The organism is Shewanella sp. MF05913 (assembly GCF_059758095.1).
On the sequence record NZ_JCAYNT010000001.1, the window covers coordinates 610,233 to 636,573 of the forward strand.

17 protein-coding genes and 1 pseudogene are annotated in these 26,341 nt (G+C 44.3%); 13 read left to right on the top strand and 5 right to left on the bottom strand.

Annotated features, from left to right (window positions below; translation table 11 throughout):
* Nucleotides 1-510: 510 nt before the first annotated feature.
* Complete coding sequence (locus AC19MV_RS02740; RefSeq protein WP_498305675.1) at nt 511-2,283, top strand: protein adenylyltransferase SelO; 1,773 nt, start codon at nt 511-513, stop codon at nt 2,281-2,283.
* Nucleotides 2,284-2,351: 68 nt separating this feature from the next.
* Here the strand turns inward: AC19MV_RS02740 and AC19MV_RS02745 are convergent, their stop codons facing one another.
* Nucleotides 2,352-3,224 carry a hypothetical protein gene (locus AC19MV_RS02745; RefSeq protein WP_498305677.1) on the bottom strand — a complete coding sequence of 291 codons (873 nt, stop codon included), beginning with the start codon at nt 3,222-3,224 and terminating at the stop codon, nt 2,352-2,354.
* A gap of 282 nt (nt 3,225-3,506) precedes the next feature.
* Between AC19MV_RS02745 and AC19MV_RS02750 the strand changes: the two genes are divergently transcribed.
* The 8 genes from AC19MV_RS02750 (at nt 3,507) to AC19MV_RS02785 (ending at nt 14,920) form a co-directional block, all read left to right on the top strand.
* Nucleotides 3,507-4,148, top strand: coding sequence for a hypothetical protein (locus tag AC19MV_RS02750; protein WP_498305679.1), 642 nt, complete (start codon nt 3,507-3,509; stop codon nt 4,146-4,148).
* 1 nt (nt 4,149) lies between these two features.
* Nucleotides 4,150-4,995, top strand: a complete 846-nt coding sequence (locus AC19MV_RS02755) for a DUF3307 domain-containing protein (RefSeq protein WP_498305680.1) — start codon at nt 4,150-4,152, stop codon at nt 4,993-4,995.
* Nucleotides 4,996-5,608: 613 nt separating this feature from the next.
* Complete coding sequence (locus AC19MV_RS02760; RefSeq protein WP_432403161.1) at nt 5,609-6,253, top strand: GntR family transcriptional regulator; 645 nt, start codon at nt 5,609-5,611, stop codon at nt 6,251-6,253.
* 53 nt (nt 6,254-6,306) lie between these two features.
* Nucleotides 6,307-7,185 (top strand): methylisocitrate lyase, encoded by an 879-nt coding sequence (gene prpB / locus AC19MV_RS02765; protein ID WP_498297285.1) that lies wholly within the window; start codon nt 6,307-6,309, stop codon nt 7,183-7,185.
* 89 nt (nt 7,186-7,274) lie between these two features.
* Nucleotides 7,275-8,399, top strand: a complete 1,125-nt coding sequence (gene prpC, locus AC19MV_RS02770; protein WP_432403165.1) for a bifunctional 2-methylcitrate synthase/citrate synthase — start codon at nt 7,275-7,277, stop codon at nt 8,397-8,399.
* Between the two features lie 80 nt (nt 8,400-8,479).
* Nucleotides 8,480-11,074 carry a Fe/S-dependent 2-methylisocitrate dehydratase AcnD gene (gene acnD, locus AC19MV_RS02775; protein WP_498305682.1) on the top strand — a complete coding sequence of 865 codons (2,595 nt, stop codon included), beginning with the start codon at nt 8,480-8,482 and terminating at the stop codon, nt 11,072-11,074.
* Nucleotides 11,075-11,144: 70 nt separating this feature from the next.
* Nucleotides 11,145-12,314, top strand: coding sequence for a 2-methylaconitate cis-trans isomerase PrpF (prpF, locus tag AC19MV_RS02780; protein WP_498305683.1), 1,170 nt, complete (start codon nt 11,145-11,147; stop codon nt 12,312-12,314).
* A 440-nt stretch (nt 12,315-12,754) separates the two neighbouring features.
* Nucleotides 12,755-14,920 (top strand): cation:proton antiporter, encoded by a 2,166-nt coding sequence (locus AC19MV_RS02785; RefSeq protein WP_498305685.1) that lies wholly within the window; start codon nt 12,755-12,757, stop codon nt 14,918-14,920.
* A gap of 97 nt (nt 14,921-15,017) precedes the next feature.
* Here the strand turns inward: AC19MV_RS02785 and bcp are convergent, their stop codons facing one another.
* Nucleotides 15,018-15,485, bottom strand: a complete 468-nt coding sequence (gene bcp, locus AC19MV_RS02790) for a thioredoxin-dependent thiol peroxidase (protein WP_432403173.1) — start codon at nt 15,483-15,485, stop codon at nt 15,018-15,020.
* A 94-nt stretch (nt 15,486-15,579) separates the two neighbouring features.
* Entirely contained in the window at nt 15,580-16,116 is a 537-nt protein-coding gene (locus AC19MV_RS02795) for a glycine cleavage system transcriptional repressor (protein ID WP_432403175.1), read from the bottom strand.
* A gap of 282 nt (nt 16,117-16,398) precedes the next feature.
* Between AC19MV_RS02795 and dapA the strand changes: the two genes are divergently transcribed.
* The 4 genes and pseudogenes from dapA (at nt 16,399) to AC19MV_RS02815 (ending at nt 22,986) form a co-directional block, all read left to right on the top strand.
* Entirely contained in the window at nt 16,399-17,280 is an 882-nt protein-coding gene (gene dapA / locus AC19MV_RS02800) for a 4-hydroxy-tetrahydrodipicolinate synthase (protein ID WP_498297291.1), read from the top strand.
* Nucleotides 17,281-17,287: 7 nt separating this feature from the next.
* A pseudogene (bamC, locus tag AC19MV_RS02805) lies at nt 17,288-18,382 on the top strand (NlpB/DapX family lipoprotein); the annotation flags it as partial.
* A 429-nt stretch (nt 18,383-18,811) separates the two neighbouring features.
* Nucleotides 18,812-19,894, top strand: coding sequence for an efflux RND transporter periplasmic adaptor subunit (locus AC19MV_RS02810; protein WP_498305687.1), 1,083 nt, complete (start codon nt 18,812-18,814; stop codon nt 19,892-19,894).
* Nucleotides 19,891-22,986 carry an efflux RND transporter permease subunit gene (locus AC19MV_RS02815; protein WP_498305689.1) on the top strand — a complete coding sequence of 1,032 codons (3,096 nt, stop codon included), beginning with the start codon at nt 19,891-19,893 and terminating at the stop codon, nt 22,984-22,986. Before AC19MV_RS02810 ends, AC19MV_RS02815 begins: the two co-directional genes overlap by 4 nt.
* A 212-nt stretch (nt 22,987-23,198) precedes the next feature.
* On the opposite strand, the gene AC19MV_RS02820 is transcribed toward AC19MV_RS02815, so the two are convergent.
* A complete protein-coding gene (locus tag AC19MV_RS02820) occupies nt 23,199-23,633 on the bottom strand; it encodes a PaaI family thioesterase (protein ID WP_498297513.1) in 435 nt (144 codons plus the stop codon).
* Nucleotides 23,634-23,720: 87 nt separating this feature from the next.
* A complete protein-coding gene (fadE, locus tag AC19MV_RS02825; RefSeq protein ID WP_498305691.1) occupies nt 23,721-26,168 on the bottom strand; it encodes an acyl-CoA dehydrogenase FadE in 2,448 nt (815 codons plus the stop codon).
* Between the last annotated feature and the right edge of the window lie 173 nt (nt 26,169-26,341).

Genomic DNA, 26,341 nt, shown 5'->3' on the forward strand with positions numbered 1-26,341 from the left:
TTATAAAAAGTAAAGAGGGAACAGCCGTTGGTTTCCTCTTGGTCTGGTGTGGGCGAAGCGCCACGACGTTAGTGGCCGCAGGTCATGAGTACATGAGTACATAAGTACAAAACGATAAAAACAAACACCTGGATCCCGGCTCAAAAACATTGCCGGGACGACGAGCGGGTTGCAACAGGCCTTTTGGCCCGTGCAGGGTGGAACCTTGCGATCTTCATCTGGTGTGGGCGAAGCGCCACGACGTTAGTGGCCGCAGGCCATAGCAGATATGATGGATCATCATATGACATGATTTCAATTTTGCAGATGTAGCAAAGTCTGCTTTTCATTAGTACAAGCTGTCGTTACCATAGGTTTGGTTTCTCTCAGGCTATTTCAAATATCACAGCGCAGGCCTTCGATATATGCTGAAAAATTCCGCTTGCAGAATTTGAACAAATCGACTCATCGTCGATACGATGAGCCATCAAGTTGTGAACAAACCTTCTACTCAATTAACCAGGTATCCCTATGACTAATCAACTGTCCCCGCAAAAAAACGCCACTGTCGAGACAGTGAAAGACCTTGCTAAATGGGCCAATTACTCGTTGATGAACACACTTAAACGCGATCCTGATGCCACATCTCATGGTGCTGATCATTGGCCAAGGCAAGTATTTTCGGGCCACTATGTTCCCGTTAATCCCACACCGATTGAAAACCCTGAATATGTCGCCCACAGCAGTACTTTTTTTAAAGAATTAGGTTTTGCTGACAGCATGGCGCAATCGGCTGATTTTATGCGTTTGTTCTCTGGTGATCTGTCTAATGTCCCTGAGCCAATGAGCAAGCTTGGTTGGGCATGTGGTTATGCGTTATCGATTTACGGCACCGAGTACATTCAGCAATGTCCGTTCAAAACTGGTAACGGGTATGGTGATGGTCGGGCGGTGTCTGTGCTTGAAGCGGTTATCAATGGCAAGCGTTGGGAGATGCAACTTAAAGGGGGCGGACGTACGCCATATTGCCGCGGTGCAGATGGCCGTGCGGTATTGCGCTCAAGTGTACGTGAGTTTTTAGCCCAGGAGCACATGCATGCGTTAGGTGTACCCACGTCTCGCTCGCTGAGTTTATATGTATCGAAAACCGAAACAGTGCAGCGCCCTTGGTACTCCGAAGGCTCGCGTGAGCAAGACCCCGATCGAATGATCACCGAAGCCGTGGCGATTTCGACCCGGGTTGCGCCGTCATTTATTCGGGTAGGGCAGCTTGAGCTTTTTGGCCGCCGCGCCCGCAAACATGAACACCCGCAAGCGATGGCAGAGCTTGAACAGTTGGTGCTGCACTTAATTGATCGTGAATACGCCGATGTTATCGACCCGCAGCTCTCCTTAAGCGATAAAGTGCTGAAGCTCGCAAGTGAGTTCCGTAGCCGTTTAACGTCATTGGTGGCTAACTGGGTGCGTGTGGGTTATTGCCAGGGTAACTTTAACAGCGATAACTGCGCCGCCGGTGGCTTTACCCTGGATTACGGCCCATTTGGTTTTTGTGATGTGTTTAACCCTCAATATCAACCGTGGACCGGCGGCGGCCAGCACTTTGCCTTTTTAAATCAAGACGCAGCCGCTGAGCGTAACTACTTGATGTTTTGCACCGCATTAAGCCCATTACTGGCAAATGAAGCTGATGGTGTAGATGGGCTTCAGCAATTGGTTAATGATTTTTCTACCGAGATGCAAACAAAAATGGAGCAGATGTGGGCGACTAAATTGGGGCTTAACCGCTTTAACGCGGCGCTATTTACTGAGCTTAGCACCCTGATGCAACAAACCTCTGTCGATTACACAATGTTTTTCCGTGAACTTTCGTCGTTGCCTGATGATATTGAGCCACTGACAAAAAGCTTTTACCGAGAGTTATCGCAAGGGCCTCAAGGTGCGCAAGAGTCTCAAGGGTTAGAGCAACGCTGGGTGGCATGGTTAGCACAGTGGCATTCGCTGCTAAGCACTGAGGCCAATAGCGATGACATTAGTGATGACATTAGCGTATTGACTCGCAGCCGTGACGATATCGCCAAGCAGATGAAACAGGTTAATCCTAAGTACAGCTTGCGTGAATGGTTATTGGTACCAGCTTACCAACAAGCAAGCCAGGGTGATTATACCTTGCTGCGCGAACTGCAGGCTGTGATGACCGATCCTTACGCCGAGCAATCTCAAGAGGTAGAGGACACGTTTTATCGCCTTAAGGCATCTGAATATTTTGCTATCGGTGGATTATCGCACCTGAGCTGCTCATCATAAGGTTGAGCTAACGACTACGTATTGATAACACACTTGATTGGTTTATTGGTAGATGAGCGTTGGAAGGTTTAAGGCGTTGCCTTCCAAAATTCATCTAAACTGCCACAATCTGTTTTTCCATAAAGGGCATCACCATAGTCAAACTGCCTAGTATAGAGTTCAAACATTGAAAAATGTTCTATCCAAACAACGGCTCCGTCTTTAATGCCATAAGAATAAGACGGGCCGTTGTAGGTTAATACGTTGGCATCTATTACAGAATGAGTTTGCTCTGGCTGACCTAACTGAGTGAGTATATGTTCTTTTGTTTCGCCGAGTTGAATGGTGCTTGCTAGCTCGTAGCGAGTCGTAATGGTTTTCTGCTCATCTTCAGTCTTTCCTGTCACTTCATCATGGATCATGAAAGGTGCAGCGACGAGCAGTGCTGGTGAATACATAATGAGCGTTAAGGTATTGGCTATCACTGTATGTGCAGGCGTTTTTTCTGTGGTTGTTTTTGGATGATTAATGCGAAAATTAAGCCCCTTACTTAATTGGTCTTTTGATTTTATCCAATCATGGTAGGGCGTTATCCCCGCACTTAGCCAGTGTTTTCCATTGGTTTTAAACAGTGTTCGGCAGGATAATAAGTCACTAACATCGTCATCTAACATGACTGATTGTAATGTGTCGTCTTTAAAGTAAAGGCCGATGTTGACGTTGGTGTCGACATTTATTGCTTCAATATAAGAGTAAATACTCGCACCTTCTATAACATCGAATGTATGAATGCGTGGGTAAGTTATCAGTTTCAGTACATCTTGCTTCGATTTACCCAAATAAAGTTGCTTAAGAATACGCTCTTGCGCTGAAACGAACTGTTCAGCCGGTATGTGTTCTATTGACTGTTGGGCACTACAACCAGTGAGTAATACCGTGATAATCATTACAATTCGTAGCATCGAGTTTTTCTCACTTTCGAAGAATGTAGCAGTATTATATTGATTCGTGGGCAATGTAAATAACCTAAGACCCAAATCTTAAAACCTAATGCTCTGAGCATAATAAAACTACAATTGACAATTATTAGCTTAAAGTGGCTAAATGTTAATATTTAGCCATTAACGGCTAAATCTATCGGTAAGGCTTGTGCACTTAATCGCTATTAGCCAAAAGTGGCTAAATTTGCATTATTAGCCTAAAGTGGCTAAATTGGTATCAGTCTGCAAACAAAGGAGCCTTGTGTGGAGTCTACTTATAAACCGATAGCGGTGATTGTTGGCGATGTTGTTGACTCAACCAAGCTTACATCAGCCCAATTTGACCAATTACTTGAACGGATTAAAATAATACAGACATGGATCAGCGAAGGGCATAGCGCCAATGCGCACAGTATTGAGCGCGGAGATGAGTTTCAGTCTGTGGTGCATGATATTGAAAATGCCTTGAGATACACCATTATCTACCGCATTGGCATTAAAGCGCTGGGTAAAGCCTTTGATAGCCGGATTAGTTTTGCCATTGCCGCCAATGCCGATTTACGTGAGTCGGTGTCTGAGTCGATGGGGCCTGCATTTGTGCTTTCTGGCCGAGGGCTTAATGGCCTTAAAAATGACAGGTTATTGTTCAACTCCGATAGGATCACGCTCACAGAGTACTTTGACTTGCTGTTTAAATACCTTGATAAACAATTGACCGAGTTAACCGCGCGCCAATGCGAAGTCATGTTGCCCATGCTACGCACCAATCAAGAATTGTCGATCAGTGAATTAGCAGAACAGCTTGATGTGGCGACTGCGACTGCCAGTAAGTCACTTAAAGCGTCAGGTTGGCCATTAATTAATGAGCTGAACAGTCTGTTTATCGACAAAGTTGCGGGGATCTAATATGACTGATTTTTTCGGCGTGCTGATTCCATTTTTGTTTATTCACATCATTTGTGATTTTTATCTTCAACCTGATAGCTGGGTCGAGGCTAAAAAAGCGCACACATACCGTTCACCTGAGCTTTACTATCACTCACTGCTACATGGCATTGGCTTAATATTGCCTGCAATGGTGCTAGGCATTGATTGGCGTTCAACGATTTGCTTAGTTGTGATTGTTGCCGTGACGCATTTTGTTATCGATTTATGGAAAGTGACCACACCCAAGGGCGGTAAGTTAGCCTACTTTGTGATTGATCAGGCTTTGCATATGTTGGTACTGGTTGCGATTGCGTTTCATGTGACAAATGGCGCATCGATTGAGGCCGTGTTAACGCATGAGCACTTTTCAGATGGGGTGTTAGTGGTGTTTGCTTACTTAATTATCCTTAAGCCAACCTCAATTGTGATAGGCGCTGTGTTAAGTAAATATCCTATCGATAACTCAGCGATAGATACTGGCACAGCAGAAAAAGCTGAAAATGCCGACACTGTGACAGCTGTTGATCCTGTTAAAGATGGTGATGCTATTCAAGAGCGCGCGACCAGTATTAGCGGCCTGGTTGCCGGTGGTGAGTTAATAGGTTACCTGGAACGATTATTAATACTGACGTTTACGCTGGTGGGTAGCTATGCTGCGGTAGGCTTTGTATTAGCCGCCAAGTCAATATTCAGGTTTGGTGAATTAAATCAATCAGCTAACCGCAGCATGACAGAATATGTACTGATTGGCTCATTATTGTCGGTGGTGATCACCACCCTTATCGGGGCATTAGTTTCATTAGGCTTAGGTGTAAAACTGAAATAAATCAGTTGTTCTGGCGTGGCTTCTATGGCAGAAAATACATAAAAAAAGGCCTCTAAATCAATAGAGGCCTCATAATCTTATACAGATTAAAAGCGATACCTATAATCAGCGTTTATCCCCATTCCCATAGCAGATAGACGCTGAGTATAGTCACCAAGCATTGCGTAGACAGTTGATCATATCCAATCAAGTTTACATGCCATTCTCAATCAAGCCATTCAAAATCTGACTTTATCAATCTCAATCAAGATGACATTCAATTCCACATCAAATATAACCAAACAATAACTGAGCGTGTACCAAACAAGATTAACATCAGCGTTAAATAATTTACTGAACACTATTTAAAAAGGGGGATATCACTGACGTTATCCTTAAGCTGATTTTGCATAACCTTTGCCAAAGTGGCAATCACAAAAGCGCTATCTGCGACAATGTGTCGCAGGCAGTATCACAATGGCAGTGATATTTTCATAGTACGGACTCTTTTATACACTTTGTCGACAATAACTCGGTATTTATGGTTGTTTTATGTTCTAAACTTGCTATATTGTCGACAACTTGTTTTTCGTTACTGTTTTTAATGTCCGTTTTTATTATCCAAGGTATGAATATGATCCAGCCGGTGACTTCTGCAGATAAGACTTTTGTAGCCCTGAGAGACGATATAGTCGAAGGTCGTATTCAGGCCGGGTCGAAATTGAGCGAAACTGAATTGTCGACAAAGTATGCGGTCAGTCGCGCGGTGATCCGTGAAGCCATTAATCGCTTAGAGGCGTGCCATATTGTTGAGCGTAAAGCCAATGTGGGCGCCCGTGTCGTGGCGTTATCTCCGCAAGGGTTGATTGAACTGTATCAAGTGCGCGAATCGCTTGAAGGTATGGCAGCGCGGTTAGCGGCAAAAAACATGACCGATGATGAAATCGCTGATTTAAGCCGCTTATTACAATCTCATTTTGACGAGGTTAAAGGTGGCGAGTCTTATTATCAAGAGGCTGGTGATGTGGATTTTCATTATCGAATTATTTTAGGTAGCAAAAACAAACACCTAATTTCAATGCTGTTTGATGGCATTTATCATTTAGTGCGCATGTATCGCGTGCAACTTGGCATGGCGGGGCCGCGTGTGACCACCGCTTATGATGAACACAAACACATTGTTCAGGCCATTTTAAATCGTGACGCAGAATTGGCCGAAATGCTGATGCGCCGCCACATTTTATATTCTAAAAATAGTATTGAACGTAAATTATCGTAATCGCAACACGTGGCGTTTAACGTCACTCACGACATTGTATAAAGGGGAATAGCATGAGCGCAGGTAAAAAATTTCGTCAAGCATTAGCCAATAACAAACCATTGCAAATTGTGGGCACCATTAATGCTTACTCAGCGATGATGGCGAAACAAATTGGTCATCAAGCGATTTACTTGTCGGGTGGCGGTGTCGCAAACGCATCATACGGCTTACCGGATTTAGGCATGACATCGCTTAATGATGTGCTGGTGGATGTGCAACGTATTACCTCAGCCTGTGATTTACCTTTATTGGTGGATATTGATACCGGTTGGGGCGGGGCGTTTAACATTGCTAAAACGGTTCGCGATATGGAAAAAGCCGGTGCAGCTGCGGTGCACATGGAAGATCAAGTGGCGCAAAAGCGTTGTGGACATCGTCCTAATAAAGAAATAGTGCCAGTAGAAGAAATGGTTGACCGTATTAAAGCGGCGGTTGATGCGCGCACCGATCCAGACTTTTTCATTATGGCGCGTACCGACTCATTTGCTCAAGAAGGGTTAGCAGCGGCTATTGAACGTGCAAAAGCCTATGTAGCAGCAGGTGCAGACGGCATTTTTGCTGAAGCCATTAAAACTGAAGAGCACTATCGCGCCTTTGCTGAGGCATTAGATGTGCCTATTTTGGCTAACATTACTGAATTTGGCCAAACCGAATTATGGAATAAACAGCAGCTAGGCGAGTGGGGCGCGGCAATGGTGCTGTACCCATTAAGCGCATTTAGAGCCATGAACAAAGCGGCAGAAATGGTCTACAGCGCCATATTAACCGATGGTGACCAAAAAGCGGTGGTTGACAGCATGCAAACGCGCATGGAACTTTATGACTACCTGGGTTACCACGATTATGAACAAAAATTAGACAGCTTATTTGCCGAAGGCAAAAACAAATAAGCGTATAAATATAAACAACAAGATTCAAAACCCTACATATGTGTGTCCTTGATGGGGGCACACAGCAAGCATAAGAAGGAAGATATATCATGGTAGACAAGAAATTATCAGGTGCAGGATTACGTGGTCAAAGTGCTGGCGAAACCAAATTATGTACCGTAGGTAAATCAGGTTCTGGCCTGACGTACTGTGGTTATGATGTGTCAGATTTAGCCGATAATGCCACTTTTGAAGAAGTCGCCTACTTATTATTTAATGGCGAATTGCCAACTCAAGCGCAATTAAGTGCTTACAAAGCCGAGTTAACGGCGCAGCGTGATTTACCCGATGCGCTAAAAGCGGTGCTAAAGCTTATTCCTGCTGACGCTCACCCAATGGATGTGATGCGTACCGGTTGCTCGTTTTTAGGTAACCTCGAACCAGAAGTTGATTTTACTCAGCAACACAAAGCTGCCAATCGTTTGCTTGCCGCATTCCCTGCCATTATGTGTTATTGGTATCGCTACAGCCATGACGGTGTAGAAATTGATTGCACCACAGATGAAGAATCTCTGGGTGGACATTTTCTCAAACTGCTGCGCGGTGAAACCCCGTCAGCACAGCACCGTAAAGTGATGGATGTGTCGTTGATTTTGTATGCAGAGCATGAATTTAACGCCTCAACCTTTACCGCTCGTGTGTGTGCATCGACCTTGTCTGATATGTATTCATGTGTCACAGGCGCAATTGGTTCATTACGCGGCCCCTTACACGGCGGCGCTAACGAAGCAGCTATGGACATGATCCAAAAATTTAGCTCGCCTGCTGATGCAAAAGTGCAAATGGCGTTAATGCTTGAGCGCAAAGAAAAAATCATGGGCTTTGGCCATGCAATTTACAGTGTGTCTGATCCACGTAATGTGATTATTAAAAAGTGGTCTGAAAAGCTGGCTCACGAAAACGGCGACACCTCGTTATACGACATCTCAGTCGCGTGTGAAGAGTTTATGTGGGACACCAAAAAGCTGTTCTGTAACGCTGACTTTTTCCATGCCTCGGCTTATCACTTTATGGGCATTCCAACAAAATTGTTTACCCCAATCTTTGTGTGTTCACGCTTAACCGGTTGGGCGGCACATGTGATGGAACAGCGCTCAAATAACCGCATTATCCGCCCAAGTGCTGATTATGTCGGTAGCGAGCCCCGTAAAGTTGTGCCAATTAGCCAACGTTAATCCACTGGCCGAGTCTCGAAGCTCGGCTTTTTCGATTTTGATAGTCGATCACCCAATTTGTATTAACTGTGGATATAGTTATGAATACTCAATACCGTAAATCTTTACCCGGCACCAAGCTCGATTATTTTGATACTCAAGAAGCTGTTAACGCCATTGAGCCTGGCGCTTATGCCAAACTGCCATATTGTTCACGTGTGTTTGCCGAGAACTTAGTGCGTCGTTGTTCACCTGATATGTTGGTGGATTCGTTAAAGCAGTTAATTGAGCGTAAACGCGATTTAGATTTTCCGTGGTTTCCCGCTCGTGTGGTGTGTCACGATATTTTAGGTCAAACCGCGTTAGTAGATTTAGCCGGCCTGCGCGATGCCATTGCTGAAAAAGGCGGTGACCCGTCCAAAGTTAATCCAGTAGTGCCAACGCAATTAATTGTCGATCACTCACTGGCTGTTGAGCATGCCGGTTTTGAAAAAGACGCGTTTGAGAAAAACCGCGCCATTGAAGATCGCCGCAATGAAGACCGTTTCCATTTTATTAACTGGACTAAAACCGCGTTTAAAAATGTTGATGTTATCCAACCGGGTAACGGCATTATGCATCAAATCAACCTAGAGAAAATGTCACCAGTGGTCCATGCCCTTGATGGCGTGGCATTTCCTGACACCTTAGTCGGCACCGACAGCCACACACCGCATGTCGATGCGTTAGGCGTAATCGCCATTGGTGTTGGTGGATTAGAGGCCGAAAGCGTGATGCTGGGCCGCGCATCGTATATGCGTTTGCCAGACATTATTGGGGTTAAAGTTACCGGTAAACCGCAACCTGGCATTACCGCGACTGACATCGTATTAGCGCTGACAGAATACTTGCGTGCCCAAAAAGTCGTGTCGTCATATTTAGAGTTTTATGGCGAAGGCACCACCCATTTAACCCTGGGTGACCGTGCAACCATTACCAACATGACGCCTGAATACGGCGCCACAGCTGCGATGTTTTATATCGATAGACAAACTATCGATTACTTAACGTTAACCGGTCGTGACGACGAGCAAGTAAAACTGGTTGAGACTTATGCCAAGCAAGCCGGCTTATGGGCCGACACCTTAACCGAAGTTGACTATGAGCGTGTGTTACATTTCGATTTATCAACCGTTGGACGTAACATTGCTGGCCCGTCAAATCCGCACAACCGCGTACCAACTTCTGAGCTTGCTGCACGTGGTATTAGTGGTGTAGTCGAAAACGAGCCGGGTAAAATGCCAGACGGTGCGGTGATTATTGCCGCTATCACCAGTTGTACCAATACCAGTAACCCGCGCAATATGATTGCCGCCGGTTTGTTAGCCCGTAATGCCAATGCCCGCGGTTTATTGCGTAAGCCTTGGGTGAAATCATCACTGGCACCTGGTTCAAAAGCGGTACAATTGTATTTAGAAGAAGCAGGCTTATTACCCGAACTTGAAAACTTAGGTTTTGGCATTGTTGGTTTTGCCTGTACCACGTGTAATGGCATGAGCGGCGCATTGGATCCTGTGATTCAACAAGAAGTGATTGACCGTGATTTATACGCCACTGCAGTATTGTCGGGTAATCGTAACTTTGATGGCCGTATTCATCCTTACGCAAAACAAGCATTCTTGGCTTCTCCGCCATTAGTCATTGCCTATGCCATTGCCGGTACCATTCGTTTTGATATCGAAAAAGATGTGCTTGGTATTGATAAAGAGGGCAATGCGGTCACGTTAAAAGACATTTGGCCAACCGATGAAGAAATCGATGCAGTGGTTAAAGCCAGTGTTAAACCAGAACAGTTCCGCAAAGTCTATGAGCCTATGTTCGACATAAAAGTTGAATATGGCAGCCATGTTAATCCGCAATACGACTGGCGCCCACAGAGCACTTATATTCGTCGTCCCCCTTATTGGGAAGGCGCATTAGCAGGCGAGCGCACCATGAAAGGCATGCGTCCGTTAGCGGTATTAGGCGACAACATTACCACTGACCATTTATCACCATCGAACGCGATTATGCTCGACAGCGCCGCAGGTGCTTATTTGGATAAAATGGGTTTACCAGAAGCAGACTTTAACTCTTATGCGACTCACCGTGGTGATCATTTAACGGCGCAGCGTGCCACATTCGCGAACCCGAAACTGTATAACGAAATGGTGCAGGAAGACGGCAATGTGCGCCAGGGCTCGTTAGCTCGTATAGAACCCGAAGGCCAGGTAACCCGTATGTGGGAAGCCATTGAAACCTACATGGAGCGTAAACAGCCACTGATTATTATTGCCGGAGCTGATTATGGCCAGGGTTCATCTCGTGACTGGGCAGCAAAAGGTGTACGTCTTGCAGGTGTTGAAGTGATTGTTGCTGAAGGCTTTGAGCGTATTCACCGCACCAACTTAGTAGGCATGGGCGTGTTACCGCTTGAGTTTATAAAAGGTGAAAACCGTCATACCTATGAGATTAACGGCACTGAAACTTATGATGTTGTCGGTAACCGTCAACCGGGAGCCATGATGTCTGTTGTGATGACGCGTCTTGATGGTGAGCAAGTCACCATTCCAGTTAAATGCCGTTTAGATACCGCTGAAGAGTGCTCAATTTATGAGGCGGGCGGCGTACTACAACGCTTTGCTCAAGACTTTTTAGCCAACGAAGTCGCTAGCTAACGTCGCTTTTTGGTGTATCGGCAGTTTGTTATCAAGCTGCCGTTTTCTTATTTGATTTTAGGATGTTGTCATGGCTCATTTACCACAAATTAAAATCCCTGCCACCTATATGCGTGGTGGCACCAGCAAAGGGGTGTTTTTCAGCTTAGCGGATTTACCCGAAGCCGCCCAATTTGCTGGCCCTGAGCGCGATGCCTTGTTGTTGCGTGTTATCGGCAGTCCAGATCCATATGGTAAACAGACCGATGGCATGGGCGGAGCAACCTCGAGCACCAGTAAAACGGTTATTTTATCTAAAAGTACCCAAGCTGAACACGATGTCGACTATTTATTTGGTCAAGTCTCAATCGATAAACCCTTTGTCGATTGGAGCGGTAACTGCGGTAATTTAACCGCAGCAGTGGGATCGTTCGCTATCAGCAATGGCTTAATTGACTCAAGCCGTGTGCCGCACAATGGCACCGCAGTGGTACGGATTTGGCAAGCCAATATCCAAAAAACCATTATTGCCCATGTCCCTATTACAGACGGTGAAGTACAAGAAACAGGCGACTTTGAACTGGATGGCGTGACTTTTCCGGCTGCTGAAGTGCAAGTGGAGTTTTTAGACCCTGCAGACGGCGAGGGCGCGATGTTCCCAACGGGTAACTTGGTTGATGTGTTAGAGGTGCCAGGTGTGGGTAGCATTAACGCCACCATGATCAATGCAGGCATTCCGACTATTTTTATTAATGCTGCCGATATTAATTATCTGGGCACAGAGCTGCAAGATGACATTAATAATGATGACAAAGCCCTCGCTATGTTTGAAACTATTCGTGCCTATGGTGCGGTTAAAATGGGGTTAATTAAACACATTGATGAAGCCGCCGCGCGTCAACACACGCCAAAAGTGGCCTTTGTCGCACCCGCCGCTGAGTATGTTTCATCAAGTGGTAAAGCAGTGACCACTGCCGACATCGACTTAGTGGTACGTGCATTATCTATGGGTAAACTGCATCATGCGATGATGGGTACAGCTGCTGTCGCTATTGGCACCGCAGCAGCTATTCCTGGCACCTTAGTGAATTTAGCTGCAGGCGGTGGTGAGCGCAGTGCTGTGCGCTTTGGCCATCCGTCGGGCACATTACGTGTGGGCGCTGAAGCGCAACTTGTGGATGGCGATTGGCAGGTGAAAAAAGCCATTATGAGCCGCAGTGCTAGGGTATTGATGGAAGGAAAAGTGAGGGTGCCGCAATAACCTCAATTGATCATTTAGCATGAAAAAATAAAACCTTGGAATATCAAGGTTTTTTTTTGCCGATTTAATCGCCAATAAGATAAAGGTGATATGATAAAATGACATGAGTTTTTAACAATTAAATTATAAGCTTAGTAAGCTATTTTGCGATTAATACAAAATGTGATAACGATCAAAAAGTGCTTGATCATGTAGTGAAATTAGTATGTTATATGCTGAATTTGCGCCAAATAACCGACATATTATTCAGTTGAGTTAGCGCTTCATTACGGTTAGTCATAAGGAATGAGATCGCGATTACTGATTAACATCGTACTAACCTTTTTCGGTTTAGGTTATAAAACGAATAAACCAGAAGCATATATCAGTTCACGTATTATCGTGAAGCACATTGCAAGTGTTGCTACTTATTGCAGTGTTATTAAAAGAAGGAATCAAATATGGTTGAACACATCACAGGCATGCTGGCATTAATCGGTGTGTTGTCGCTTTTGTGTCAATGGGTGGGTTGGAAGTTACGTTTACCTGCTATTTTACCGCTACTACTTTGCGGTTTATTGTTAGGTCCAGGCCTAGGCATTTTAAATCCTGATGAGATTTTTGGCGACTTACTCTTCCCGATTATTTCGTTAGGGGTTGCGGTCATTCTATTTGAAGGCGCATTGACCTTAAACTTTAAAGAAATTAAAGATCATGGCCGTATGGTCACCAATCTGGTGAGTATTGGTGCATTAGTTACCTGGCTCGTGATTGTCCCTGCCGCGCACTTTTTAATGGGCTTTGAGTGGAGTATTGCCGCATTATTTGGTGCCCTAGTCGTGGTAACTGGCCCGACCGTAATTGTGCCAATGCTACGTACAGTTCAACCTAAATCTAACCTCGCCAGTATTTTGCGCTGGGAAGGTATTGTGATTGACCCCATTGGCGCCCTAATGGCGGTTTTGGTGTTTGAGTATATTGCGGTTTCGAACGATCCCACGACTCATGTATTGCATGCCCTTGGCTTAACTTTGGTCATTGGTTTTGGTTTAGGTGCTATTGCAGGGTATTTAACGGGTTTGGCTATCCGTAAAAACCTATTTCCACATTACTTACTCAATACCGCAGTATTAACCATTATGCTAGGGGTGTTTGTTGGTTCTAACTTAGTACAGCATGAGTCAGGTTTATTGACCGTAACCGTGATGGGGATCCTATTGGCTAACATGCGCGGCGTAGACATTGCCGACATTTTAGAATTTAAAGAAACCCTTACTGTACTACTGATCTCGGCACTGTTTATTTTACTGGCGGCGCGATTAGATTCTGGTGCGATGCTTGACCTTGGCTTTGGCGGTATTGCTGTTTTATTAGTGGTGATGTTTGTGGCAAGACCATTAAGCATTTGGATATCGGGGCTTGGTACTAATTTATCATCAAAAGATAAATGGTTTTTAAGCTGGGTTGCACCAAGGGGTATTGTTGCCGCGGCAATTTCATCATTATTTGCGATTAAGCTTGAAGCGGTTGGCTTAGAGGGGGCAACCTCCATTGTACCGTTAGTGTTTTTAATCATTATTGGTACCGTTGTTATTCAGAGTTTAACGGCTGGCCGATGGGCTAAGTTTTTGGGTGTAAAAGAAGGTTCGAACCAAGGTTTACTGATTTTTGGTGCATCTAATTTTTCACGTGAACTGGCGAAAGTTTTAATATCGAAAAATATCAAAGTGGTGTTAGCTGATAATAACTGGGACAGTATTCGCCAGGCGCGAATGGAAAATATTCCGGTGTACTTTGGTAACCCTGCGTCAGAACACGCTGAAACCTACATGGACTTAAGTGGTGTAGGTCGCGTGCTTGTAATGTCGCCATATCGTCAATTAAACCCATTGGTGTCATTCCATTTCCAAGACTTACTGGGTGTTGAGAAAGTGTATGGTTTGAACAATGCTGACACTGGCAGTGCCCGTCATCAATTGTCTGAGACTTACTTAAAACGTTTGTGTTTGTTTGGTGAAAATATCTCATACGCCAAAATTGCCAGTTTAATGGCCAAGGGTGCAGTGTTAAAAGTCACCAACATTACTGAAAACTTTACTTATGAGCACTTTAAAAAGCGCTACGGTGAAACCGCATTACCATTAGTGTATTTAACCAAAGAAGGTAAAGTAAAAGTACTTTCAGGTTTAGGTCCATTTGAGTTCCCTGTGGGAATTGAGTTAATCAGTTTGTTACCTCAAGAAGCACAAGACCAAGCGATTATTCAACGTGCATTAGATGATGAAGCTGACCGCCAAGCTAAGGCATTGGCAGAAGCAGAAGCTAAAGCCGCAGCGGAAGCGCGAGCTATCCGTGAAGCAGAAGAAGCTGAACAACGCGCAATCGATAAGGCGCGTCGTAAAGAAGAAGAGCTTGCACAGTTTGAAGAGCAAGAAAAGGCGCGTTTACTTGCTGAAGAACAAGCTGTTATCGCGAAAAAAGAATCGGCAGAAAAAGCCAAATTGGTAGCCGCTGAGAAAAAAGCGGCGGCCGTTGCGGTGAGTCAATTAGCTGATGAGTCAGCGACAGTGGATGCGCCAACAGAAGAAGATAAGCCTGAACAACAGGACGACCCTAAAACGGTTTAACCGTTAGCGGGTAACAAAAAGGCTTAGCATAATTGCTAAGCCTTTTTTATTGCCGGGAGTTATCGATAGTTGTCAATGTTGACTGCGAATTTGATAACTATTCCGCTAATGTTGCCAGTACCACTTCGTGATGGTCTTTGGTTTTAAACTTATTGAGCACATGGCTAACTTTGCCATCAGTGCCCACGATAAAGCTTAAACGATGAATTCCGTCATAGTGCTTGCCCATAAATTGTTTTGGGCCCCACACTCCAAAGCCATCAGCAACAGCATGGTCTTCATCGCTAAGTAAGGTGAAGTTGAGTGCTTGTTTGTCTGCAAATTTGGCTAACTTTGCCACTGGATCTGGGCTGATACCGAACACGGTGACGTTTAGACCATCGAGTTGGGCTTTGACATCACGCAATCCTTGAGCTTGCACTGTGCAGCCAGGGGTAGAGGCTTTAGGGTAAAAGTATACCAGCACTGGGCCATGAGTGAGAGCTTGCTTAAGAGACACGGTTTCGCCCGCTTGGTTTTGTAAACTAAAGCTAGGTGCAGTATCCCCTACGGTTAATGTGTTCATGATTTATCCTTATCAGATGAATTGCAGATAATACGCAGCCTGGCTGAACAAGGTTCAACTTGTCAACGTGATTACTCTGAGTAATGAAATATTGTTAAGGCGCCGCAATGCCTTGCATACGCTTGATGGTGCATTCAAGTGACATTGATTCTGCCAATTCGTGAATACCTTGTTCAAGCTTTAATAAGTCGACTTTATCGGGAATGTTAATTGCCAATAAAATGGATTGCGTTTTAAGATTGTCATTATCGTCAGCGTGCGAGCGAACCGCGGCTAAATCTAAGCCCCGTTCGGCCAAAAACTGGGTGATACTCTTCATGGTGCCACGCTGATCTTCGCCGTTAAACAACACTTCAATGCGCGAGATAAAGTTTTTAGGTGTGTGTTTTGAGGTGCGCTTCATTACGGTCATTAATTCAAGTTCGACACTTAAACTCGGTAATAAGCTTTCAATTTTGGTTATGGCGGTCCACGAGCCCGATATCATCATAATTAAGGTAAATTCATTACCGAATAATGCCATACGACTGTCGACAATATCGCAATCGCATTCACTTGCTAAACGCGCTAAACGACTGACTAAACCAGGGCGATCTGCACCCATTGCCGTAACGACCAGGTAGTTGGTCATGGATTTTCCTCACTGTCGATATCTCTGAGCGAAAACGCATGCCGATGCAGTGCGTTTTTGTGCGGGTGCTAATGCTAACATTTATCTGCAAAACACCTCAAGATACTAACCCATATCGGTCACATTAATGTGATTATTTTTTAGTGGCTAAGGTCGAAAAATGCTAGCTTATACCATTATAAAGAACTGAAATGACTTATTTCAGGTAATGCTTGCCGTAGAGCTTGTCATTAGTGGTTGGCATCAGTAACATAGCGAATCCTGAAACCTTGGGGAAGATAGATGATAAACGGAAGCATCGTAGCCTTAATCACACCAATGAATAGTGATGGCACAATAGATTATGCAAGTCTTGAAAGACTTGTCGAGTTTCATATAGAACAGGGCACAGATGCCATTGTTGCAGTCGGTACGACCGGTGAGTCGGCGACATTGCCAATGAAAGAGCATGCTGCTGTTGTGGCTCAAACCGTTAAGTTTGCCTCAGGTCGTATTCCTGTTATAGGTGGCAACGGCGCCAACGCGACGGCAGAAGCTGTTGAGCTGACTAAATCACTGCAAAATACTGGTGTAGTCGCCATGCTTGGTGTGACGCCTTATTATAATAAGCCAACGCCAAAGGGATTAATTGCCCATTATAAGGCCGTTGCTGCTAGCACCGACATTCCACAAATTTTGTATAACGTCCCTGGCCGAACTTCAGTTGATATGAAGCCAGAAACCGTTGCAGAATTAGTCGGCGTGAGTAACATTATTGGTGTTAAAGAAGCGACTGGCGATGTTAGCCGTGTTGCACGCTTACGTGAGCTGTGCGGTGAAGACTTTATGCTTTACAGCGGCGATGATGCCACCGCACGCGAGTTTTTATTGCTTGGCGGTAATGGTGTCATCTCGGTTGCAAACAATGTGGTTCCACGTGCGTTTAAAGCCATGTGTGATGCCGCTCTTGCTAAAGATGCACAATTAGCGAAAACGATTGATGAGCCATTAAAGGGCTTATACAGTTCTTTATTTTGTGAAGCCAACCCAATTCCAGTGAAATGGGCCGTTCACAAGATGGGATTAATCTCTCATGGACATATTCGTTTGCCTTTAACTGAACTTTCTGAGCAGTTTCATGGTCTGTTAATAGAAACAATGAAACAAGCCCAGATAAAGGTATAATAAATTCATGTTAAAGAAAGTCACTCCGTTACTTCTTGTTGCAGCTGTTTCAGCTTGCAGTACGCCATTAGATCGTCGTCAAGCCAATGGCAATGACGACTTCATTAATGCTGAAACTTCACCGTTATTGACTATTCCTGAAGGGTTAAATACTCCAACTTACAGCAAAGAGTATGAAATCCCAGCTGTTGGAACTAAGTCTGACAAAGCGTTAATCGGTAAAAAACTCGATATTCGTGCGCCGCTTCAAGTGCTGCCAATGGCAGAAGGCTCTCATATTGAAGAAAGCAGTGACAATATTCGTGTTGTGATTGATTCAATTGAAAGTACCACTGATCTTAAACAAGAAATCTTTGATGTCATTAAAGGTTACTTAACCAAGAGCAACATGGTTATTCGTGCTGAAGATTACGCAGCCGGTGTTATCGAAACCGATTGGATTGAACACGAAGAACTGATTGAGTCTAGTTGGTGGGGTAGCGATAAAGTGTATACGCTGCGTCAGCGTTATAGCTATAACATCGACGTTAAGCCTCACGGTCGCTCTGGTAGCGTAGCGATTAGCTTGCTAGAACACGAAGAGTTTTATAACGGCGAAGATCAAAAAATCTTATTGAGTGGTGATGATAAACGTCGTTATACCACCGACATGCTTAACAATGCCATTGGTTATATGGGTGTTGAACGTGACCGAGCCATTCGTGCTGCACGTATTCAACAAAGTTTGGGTATTAAAGTTGACTTAGTGACTGGTGCTGCTTCAGATGCTGCTTACTGGTTAGCGGATGCAAATTACCAATCTGTGTGGGATCGCTTACGTTTAGTGCTGCCAGAAATGGGCTTTGATGTTGTCGATATGGATACCAGCAAAGGCTTGTTCTTCATTAATTTAGAAGAGAGCAGTGGGTTCTGGAGTTCATTATGGGGCGATGAAAAGCTCACATTGAAAAAGGGTAATTATCGTTTATTGCTTGAAGAAACCGACAACCCAGATCAAACTAAAATCTTACTACACGATGTAGAAGATAATGAGCTAGACAATGAAGCGATCACCGAAGTGTATCAAATCTTGTCAGATCTTATGCAAGAAGATCGTAAAATCTCTGAAAATTCACAACGACAAGCACCGGTGCAACGTGAAGAACGTGAAGAACGTGGTGAACGTGGTGAAGGTGGTAAGACGCGTGGTCAAAGACCCTAAGTGATTTACTCTGTAGATTAAAAAAGACGCATTTATGCGTCTTTTTTTTTAAGCTAATTGTCACAATATGTGTCGAATGTAAGCTATTTGTAACAAGTTAACTTGTGATGATAGGTGTTAAATTAAGCTTTATGCATTTTTACGCAACATTTATGCGTTAATGTTGCGTAAGGTGTATGTTTGTTGCATAAGTTGTCATGGTGAACCACTTTTAACGTATATGCGTAATATGTTGGCGTAAGTAAAACGCCTTGAAGCAAGCGGTTTGCTGAGTACAATCTCTGTTATTAATAATAAATATTCATTTTCCTGGATGGTTACGGACAAACAATGAAAAAAATACTATTACTGATCGCCATAGTGTCAATCGCGCTGTTCGGTTACTTCTCTTTCCTGCCTGAAAAAGCACAAATACAACGTCCTCGAGCGATACCCAATGTGGTAGTCGCTAAAGTGGAAGTGATGCCGATTCGTGACGAAGTGGAAGCACTTGGAACAGGTAAAGCATATGAATCGATTATCGTGACCTCGAAAGTTGCCGAAATTGTTAATCAAATCAACTTTGATGATGGTGAGCTTGTTGAGAAAGGTTCAGTGTTGGTGTTGCTTCGTAATGACGAGCAAAAAGCTAAAGTAGCGGTTGCGGAAGTAAAACTGGCAGAAAATTTACGTGAGTTAGAGCGAATTAGAGCCCTTGTGACCAGTAAGACCATTGCTGAATTGGAACGAGACCGGCTACAAAGCCTTATCGACACCACCCGTGCTGAAGTTGAGCAGGCCAATGCTGCCTTACATGATCGCATTATTAAAGCGCCTTTTTCTGGTCGGTTAGGTCTGCGCCAAGTGAGTGTGGGCAGCTTAGTCACCCCTGGTGAGCAAATCAGCACATTGGATGATATCAGTAAAATTAAATTAGATTTCTCAGTACCGGAGCGTTTTATTCAGGAGTTGAAACCTGGCAAGTTAGTCGAAGCCAGAGCTGTTGCTTATCCCGACCGCGTATTTAAAGGCGTCGTGACCTCTATTGATAGCCGAGTTAACCCAAGTACGCGTGCCGTGATCGTGCGCGCCGTAATGCCAAACAGCGATTTAAGCTTGCTACCTGGCATGTTAATGAAAGTGAAGTTAATTAAACAAAGCCGCGAAGCGTTGTTATTACCTGAAGCGGCGATTATTCCTATTCAAAATAATCATTTTGTCTATGTTGTGAATGCTGACAATAAAGTAGAGCAAGTGAAAGTGACTCTGGGCATTCGTACCCGTGGTTGGGTTGAAATTACTGACGGTCTTGAAGTAGGCAAGCAAGTCATTATTCGCGGTATTTTAAAAGTACGTCCGGGTGATGAAGTGAAAGTGCAACAAGCGGAAAACTTTAAGTTTGCTCAAGTCGAAGGTACGGAGAAGTCGGCATGATATTAACTGACTTATCGGTTAAAAGACCGGTTTTTGCTTCGGTTATCAGCATCTTGCTGATTGTATTGGGCTTAGTGTCGTTTGGTAAATTACCGCTACGCGAATACCCAAATATTGATCCACCGATTGTCTCGGTAGAAACAAGCTACCGTGGTGCCAGTGCCTCGGTTGTAGAAAGTCGAATTACCCAATTAGTTGAAGACCAAATTAGTGGTGTTGAAGGTATTCGTCATATCAGTTCATCGAGCAGTGATGGGCGCTCAAGCGTCACGATTGAATTTGATATTAACCGCGATATCGAAGCTGCCACTAACGACGTGCGCGACCGGATTTCTGGCTTATTAGAGCAATTGCCTGAAGAAGCGGATTCGCCATCTATTTTTAAAGCCAATGGCAGCGATGAAGTGATCATGTGGCTTAACCTCGTGTCTGATCAAATGGACATTTTGCAGCTTACTGATTATGCCAACCGTTATTTAGTTGACCGTTTCTCGGTGATCGACGGGGTATCAACATTACGTCTTGGTGGCGGTAAGGTTTATGCATTACGGATTTGGATAGACCGCCAAGCACTCGCGTCTCGCAACTTAACCGTGTCAGATGTGGAAGATGCACTGCGCTCGGAAAACGTTGAGCTACCTGCAGGTTCTATTGAATCCCAAGAACGTCATTTTACCGTGCGTTTGGATAGAGTATTCAAAACAGCTGAGGATTTTTCTAATTTGGTGATTACCCAGGGTGATGATGGCTATTTAGTCAAACTGGGTGATATCGCTAAGGTTGAAATTGGCTCTGAAGAAGAACGAATTATCTTTAGGGGCAACAAAGAGGCCATGATTGGTCTAGGGGTCAGTAAGCAGTCAACTGCCAACACCTTAGAAGTTGCTCGAGCGGCCAATGCGTTAGTCGACAAATTAAATCCGACATTGCCAGCCGGCATGGAGATTAAACGCTCATACGACAGCTCTGTGTTTATTGAAGCGTCTATTGACGAGGTATATCAAACCTTGTTTATTGCGATGATATTAGTGATTGTGGTGATTTACCTGTTTTTAGGCTCAGTAAGGGCGATGTTAATTCCTGCTGTGACGGTACCGGTATCGTTGCTAGGAACCTTTATTGTGCTTTATGCGCTCGGTTACACCATCAATTTATTAACGTTACTCGCGATGATCCTCGCCATTGGTATGGTGGTAGATGATGCGATTGTGATGTTAGAAAATATTCACAGACGCATCGAAGAAGGTGATTCGCCGTTAAAAGCGGCTTTCTTAGGGGCTCGTGAGGTCGCATTTGCCGTGGTCGCCACAACCTTAGTACTGGTAGCGGTATTTATGCCTATTACCTTCCTGGAGGGCGATTTAGGTAAGCTATTTAAAGAGTTTGCAGTCACCATGAGTGCTGCAGTGATATTTTCAAGTATTGTTGCGTTAACACTGACCCCAATGATGTGTTCTAAATTGCTTAAACCTGCTGATCAAGATCCGTGGTTGGTTAAGCAAGTCGACAAAATGATGGGCAAATTATCCGATTGGTATTTAATCACACTTAATACCGGCATGAAACGTCCTATGATGGTGTCGCTTGTGGTGTTAATTGCCTTTGTACTGAGCGGCTACTTACTCAATAAAGTGCCACAAGAGTTTGCGCCGCAAGAAGACCGTGGTTCGATGTTCTTAATGGTAAACGGACCACAAGGCGCCAGCTTTGAATATATTGAAAAATATATGGATGAAGTGGAAGGTCGGTTAATGCCTATGGTGGAAAGCGGCGAAATTAAGCGTTTGCTTATTCGTGCTCCGCGCGGCTTTGGTACTGCCTCTGACTTTTCAAATGGCATGGCAATTATAGTACTCGAAGACTGGGCAGAACGGCGCAGTGCTAACGAAATCATTGTCGAGATCCGTGAGCGTTTAGCTGATCTAGCCGGCATTAGAGCTTTCCCGATTATGCGCCAGGCTTTTGGTCGTGGAGTAGGGAAACCCGTGCAGTTTGTGATTGGCGGACCCAGTTATGAAGAGCTGGCTGATTGGCGTGACATCATGCTCGAAAAAGCCAAAGATAATCATAATATTGTCGGTTTAGATCATGATTATCAAGAAACAAAGCCGCAATTGCGGGTAGTGATTGACCGTGAACGTGCTGCCGATCTAGGCGTTTCTGTGTCGCATATAGGTCGTACATTAGAGTCAATGCTGGGCTCGCGCTTAGTTACTACTTTTATGCGCGATGGTGAAGAGTACGATGTGATTGTGGAAGGTAATCGCGAGAACCAAAGCACGGCGACAGACATGGAAAACATTTATGTGCGCTCTGATCGTACTCAAGAATTAATTCCATTATCTAACTTGGTGTCGATTGAAGAGTTTGCCGATGCCAGTTCGCTCAACCGCTACAATCGCATGCGCTCAATTACCTTAGAAGCTAACCTTGCAGCAGATTACAGTTTAGGCGAGGCATTAGATTACATGAATACTCTCGCGGCCACTTATCTGCCTGCGGAAGCGGTAATTAGCTATAAAGGCCCTTCGTTGGATTACCAAGAATCGGGTAGCTCAATGAACTTTGTGTTTTTACTGGCTCTGGGCATCGTATTTTTAGTGTTAGCGGCGCAATTTGAAAGCTTTATTCACCCCATGGTGATTATGCTTACCGTGCCATTAGCGACACTCGGTGCATTGGTTGGTTTATGGGTCACTGGGCAAAGTATCAATATTTACAGCCAAATTGGGATCATCATGTTGGTTGGTTTGGCGGCTAAAAATGGTATTTTGATTGTTGAGTTTTCTAACCAACTGCGCGACCGTGGTGTTGAATTTCAGCAAGCGATTTTGCAAGCCTCTACGCAACGACTTCGTCCGATTTTAATGACCGGGATCACGACTGCAGCAGGCGCCATTCCATTGGTGATAGCTTCTGGAGCTGGTGCCGAAACGCGCTTCGTGATTGGGGTAGTGGTGTTGTCAGGTATTTTACTAGCGACGTTCTTTACCTTAATCGTCATACCAGTAGCTTATAGCTTATTTGCACGTAACAGCAGTTCGCCTGAAGCGGTGGCTAAGCAGTTAGAAATCGAATTAAAAGAAGACTAATAGCGGCTCACAAGCGCTAAAAAAAGCCAGTCATGTCAATGACTGGCTTTTTTGTTTCTAACAACTTATTTTTACATTTATCTCATCGTGTTCATGTCCTGTACGCACGTCTTTTACTTTTTATGTATTTTATTTATCACGAATTTAACTTTTCACGTATTTTAAATGTCGCGCCGCCTGTTTAGCCACTCGCTTTGTCGTGACTAAAAGTGTTATGGACGAATAATAAGGCAGGTGGCTGTTGCGGTTGCTAATAACTTGCCGTCTTCGGTGGTTAAGGTGCCTTGTGAAATCCCTAACGACTTAGACAAGTTCATTAAGTTACCTTTAGCCACTAAGCGAGTATTTTGCGGTACTGGGCGCACCATTTTAATGTTTAAATCAATGGTTGAGTAACTCACGCCAGCGGGCAATGCAGAATGCACTGCGCACGCGGTGACTGTGTCTAATACCGTTGCCGCAAACCCACCGTGTACACCGCCCATGGGATTAAGATGGCGTTCATTTGCAAAGGCTTCAAATGTCACGTTGCCTTCATTGACCTCGATGGGCTTCATCGGAATCACTTCGCTAATTGAAGGGGCAGGTATGTCGCCATTTAATATGGCTTGCATTTGTTGTAATCCAGTGAGATTTTTCATCATTATCCTTTACGATTTATTTTGTCATTCACAATTTTTAAGCATAAAAAAAGGTAAAGCATACGCTTTACCTTTTTACACAGAGCTTATTGATTAAGCTGCTTTTTCTTGCTTAGCTTTCGGGGCAAGTTGAGCACGTAATTCTTCAGAGTCAAAATCATCAACGTTAATTGATTTCAGACGACCAATTTCAGCACGTTCAAGTAAAGCGATTTCGCTGTCGCTTAACACACCTAGCGCTTTACCTTCTGCAGCAACTTTATCTAACCACATAAAGGGTAGACGTTTACCCGCAGCCTTACAGACTTTGTCATACAGTGGTTCTGCAGCAAGAATATCTTTAAAGGTTTGTTCTTGAATACCCACTGCGTTGAACTCAGATGGGGTCCAGAACTGGCCTTTACCTAAACGATCACGGCTCGCACACGGCGTTTGCATGATCTTAGCCACTTTGTGATCCAATACATCACTTGGACGCTTAATAGGACGACCGAATGGGAAGATTACTGCACGCAGTGCAATACCAAGACCCATTGGGAAGTTGTTAAGCAAGTCGTCTAATGAATCTTGTAACTTGTATAACGAATCTTCTACAGCCCATTGCACTAAAGGTAAATCTTCGGTTAAACGACCATCGTCTTCATAACGTTTTAACGTTGCAGAAGTCAGATACAACTGGCTTAACAAATCACCTAAACGTGCAGAAATACGCTCTTTGCGTTTAAGGTTGCCACCTAACGTTGCCATGGCTAAATCAGACAGTAACGCTAAGTTAGCACTGAAACGGTTCATCTGCTGATAGTAGCGCTTGGTTTTATCTGAATAAGGGCTATTCGAGAAATAAGATGAGGTTAAGCCCATCCAGAAACTACGAATAAAGTTAGACGTTGCAAAACCAATATGACCAAAGATAGCTGAGTCGAAGTTATCTAAACCACGGCTAGCATCAGTATCAAATGCTGATTCCATTTCGGCCAATACATATGGATGACAGCGGATGGCGCCTTGCCCATAAATAATCATTGAACGGGTTAGAATGTTTGCGCCTTCTACCGTAATGGCAATCGGTGCAGCTTGATAGCCACGGCCTAAATAGTTATTTGGGCCTAAACACACACCTTTACCGCCGTGAATGTCCATTGCATCAATGACACACTTTTGCATTCTGTCGGTTAAGTGGAACTTAACGATGGCTGAAACAACTGATGGTTTTTCACCTAAATCGATAGCGGTAGTGGTTAATGTTGCCACTGCATCCATTAGATAAGCATTACCGCCGATACGCGCCATTGGCTCTTCGATGCCTTCTAACTTACCGATAGGTAATTTAAATTGACGACGAATACGTGCATAGGCACCTGTTGCGACTGCAGCGGTTTTAACGCCACCGGCAGAGTTTGATGGCAGGGTAATACCACGGCCAACAGATAAACATTCAACCAACATTCTCCAACCTTGGCCTGCCATTTCTGGTCCACCAATAATGAAGCTTAATGGCACAAACACTTCGTTACCGCGTGTTGGACCATTTTGGAACATACAGTTCAACGGGAAGTGACGACGGCCAGTTTCAACACCTGGAATGTCAGTAGGAATAAGCGCACAAGTAATGCCTAATTCTTCTTTATCACCGAGTAGATGATCTGGATCGCGCAGTTTAAACGCAAGGCCTAATACTGTTGCGACAGGCGCTAAGGTAATGTAACGCTTGTTCCACGTTAGCTTCATACCAAGCACTTCTTCGCCTTGGAATTCACCTTTACATACCACACCAAAATCTGGGATAGAACCCGCGTCACTGCCTGCTTCTGGGCTGGTCAGTGCAAAACATGGCACTTCTAAGCCTTGAGCTAAACGGGGTAAATAATGATCTTGCTGTTCTTTAGTACCATAGTGCTGCAATAGCTCACCAGGGCCTAACGAGTTAGGTACACCTACTGTTGAAGCGAGTTCACTGCTCACACCAGCCAATTTCTGTAATACGCAAGATTGCGCATAAGCAGAGTATTCTAAGCCGCCGTATTTTTTCTTAATGATCATGGCGAAGAAGCCATTGTCTTTAAGGTACTCCCATACGTCTTGTGGCAAGTCACCCAACACATGTGAAACTTCGTGTTGATTGAGCATTTTACACACTTCTTCAACAGGGCCATCTAAGAAGGCTTGTTCGTCTGCCGTTAAGCGTGCTTTAGGATAGTTATGTAATTTGCTCCAGTTAGGGTTACCGGCAAATAAATCTGCTTCCCACCACGTTGTACCTGCTTCGATGGCTTCTTTTTCGGTAGAAGACATTTCAGGCATGATGCCGCGATAAACTTTTAACAGTGGACGACTGATATAATTCTGTCTAAACGATTTGATATTTAATGGTAGTGCGATAACCAGGAATACTATCCAGGCAATAACACCAGTAATGTCCATTGTGCTGCCAACGACTAACATAACTGCCGCAGCAATTGTGGTCGATAATAACGATACTCGAAGGTATGCCATAGCGCCGAGCACAAAGATCATCGCGATGATCCAAAGTAGGGTGGTCACTGTACTTCTCCTTAAAGCTATTTATGTAGACTAGAAATAGCTTATTTATTATTGATCTCATTCACAGGAAACCTTGTGGTCAGACCTGTGTCACATAAAAGTTAACCTTATGTAGCCTCGAATACAAGTGTTTTTCAAACAATTGTTTAAAAAATTGTGTGTTTGAAACATTC

Coding starts and splice junctions, on each gene's coding strand:
- AC19MV_RS02740 (WP_498305675.1), top strand. CDS start 511: ATGACTAATCAACTGTCCCCGCAAAAAAACGCCACTGTCGAGACAGTG.
- AC19MV_RS02745 (WP_498305677.1), bottom strand. CDS start 3,224: ATGCTACGAATTGTAATGATTATCACGGTATTACTCACTGGTTGTAGT.
- AC19MV_RS02755 (WP_498305680.1), top strand. CDS start 4,150: ATGACTGATTTTTTCGGCGTGCTGATTCCATTTTTGTTTATTCACATC.
- AC19MV_RS02760 (WP_432403161.1), top strand. CDS start 5,609: ATGATCCAGCCGGTGACTTCTGCAGATAAGACTTTTGTAGCCCTGAGA.
- prpB (WP_498297285.1), top strand. CDS start 6,307: ATGAGCGCAGGTAAAAAATTTCGTCAAGCATTAGCCAATAACAAACCA.
- prpC (WP_432403165.1), top strand. CDS start 7,275: ATGGTAGACAAGAAATTATCAGGTGCAGGATTACGTGGTCAAAGTGCT.
- acnD (WP_498305682.1), top strand. CDS start 8,480: ATGAATACTCAATACCGTAAATCTTTACCCGGCACCAAGCTCGATTAT.
- prpF (WP_498305683.1), top strand. CDS start 11,145: ATGGCTCATTTACCACAAATTAAAATCCCTGCCACCTATATGCGTGGT.
- AC19MV_RS02785 (WP_498305685.1), top strand. CDS start 12,755: ATGGTTGAACACATCACAGGCATGCTGGCATTAATCGGTGTGTTGTCG.
- bcp (WP_432403173.1), bottom strand. CDS start 15,485: ATGAACACATTAACCGTAGGGGATACTGCACCTAGCTTTAGTTTACAA.
- AC19MV_RS02795 (WP_432403175.1), bottom strand. CDS start 16,116: ATGACCAACTACCTGGTCGTTACGGCAATGGGTGCAGATCGCCCTGGT.
- dapA (WP_498297291.1), top strand. CDS start 16,399: ATGATAAACGGAAGCATCGTAGCCTTAATCACACCAATGAATAGTGAT.
- AC19MV_RS02810 (WP_498305687.1), top strand. CDS start 18,812: ATGAAAAAAATACTATTACTGATCGCCATAGTGTCAATCGCGCTGTTC.
- AC19MV_RS02815 (WP_498305689.1), top strand. CDS start 19,891: ATGATATTAACTGACTTATCGGTTAAAAGACCGGTTTTTGCTTCGGTT.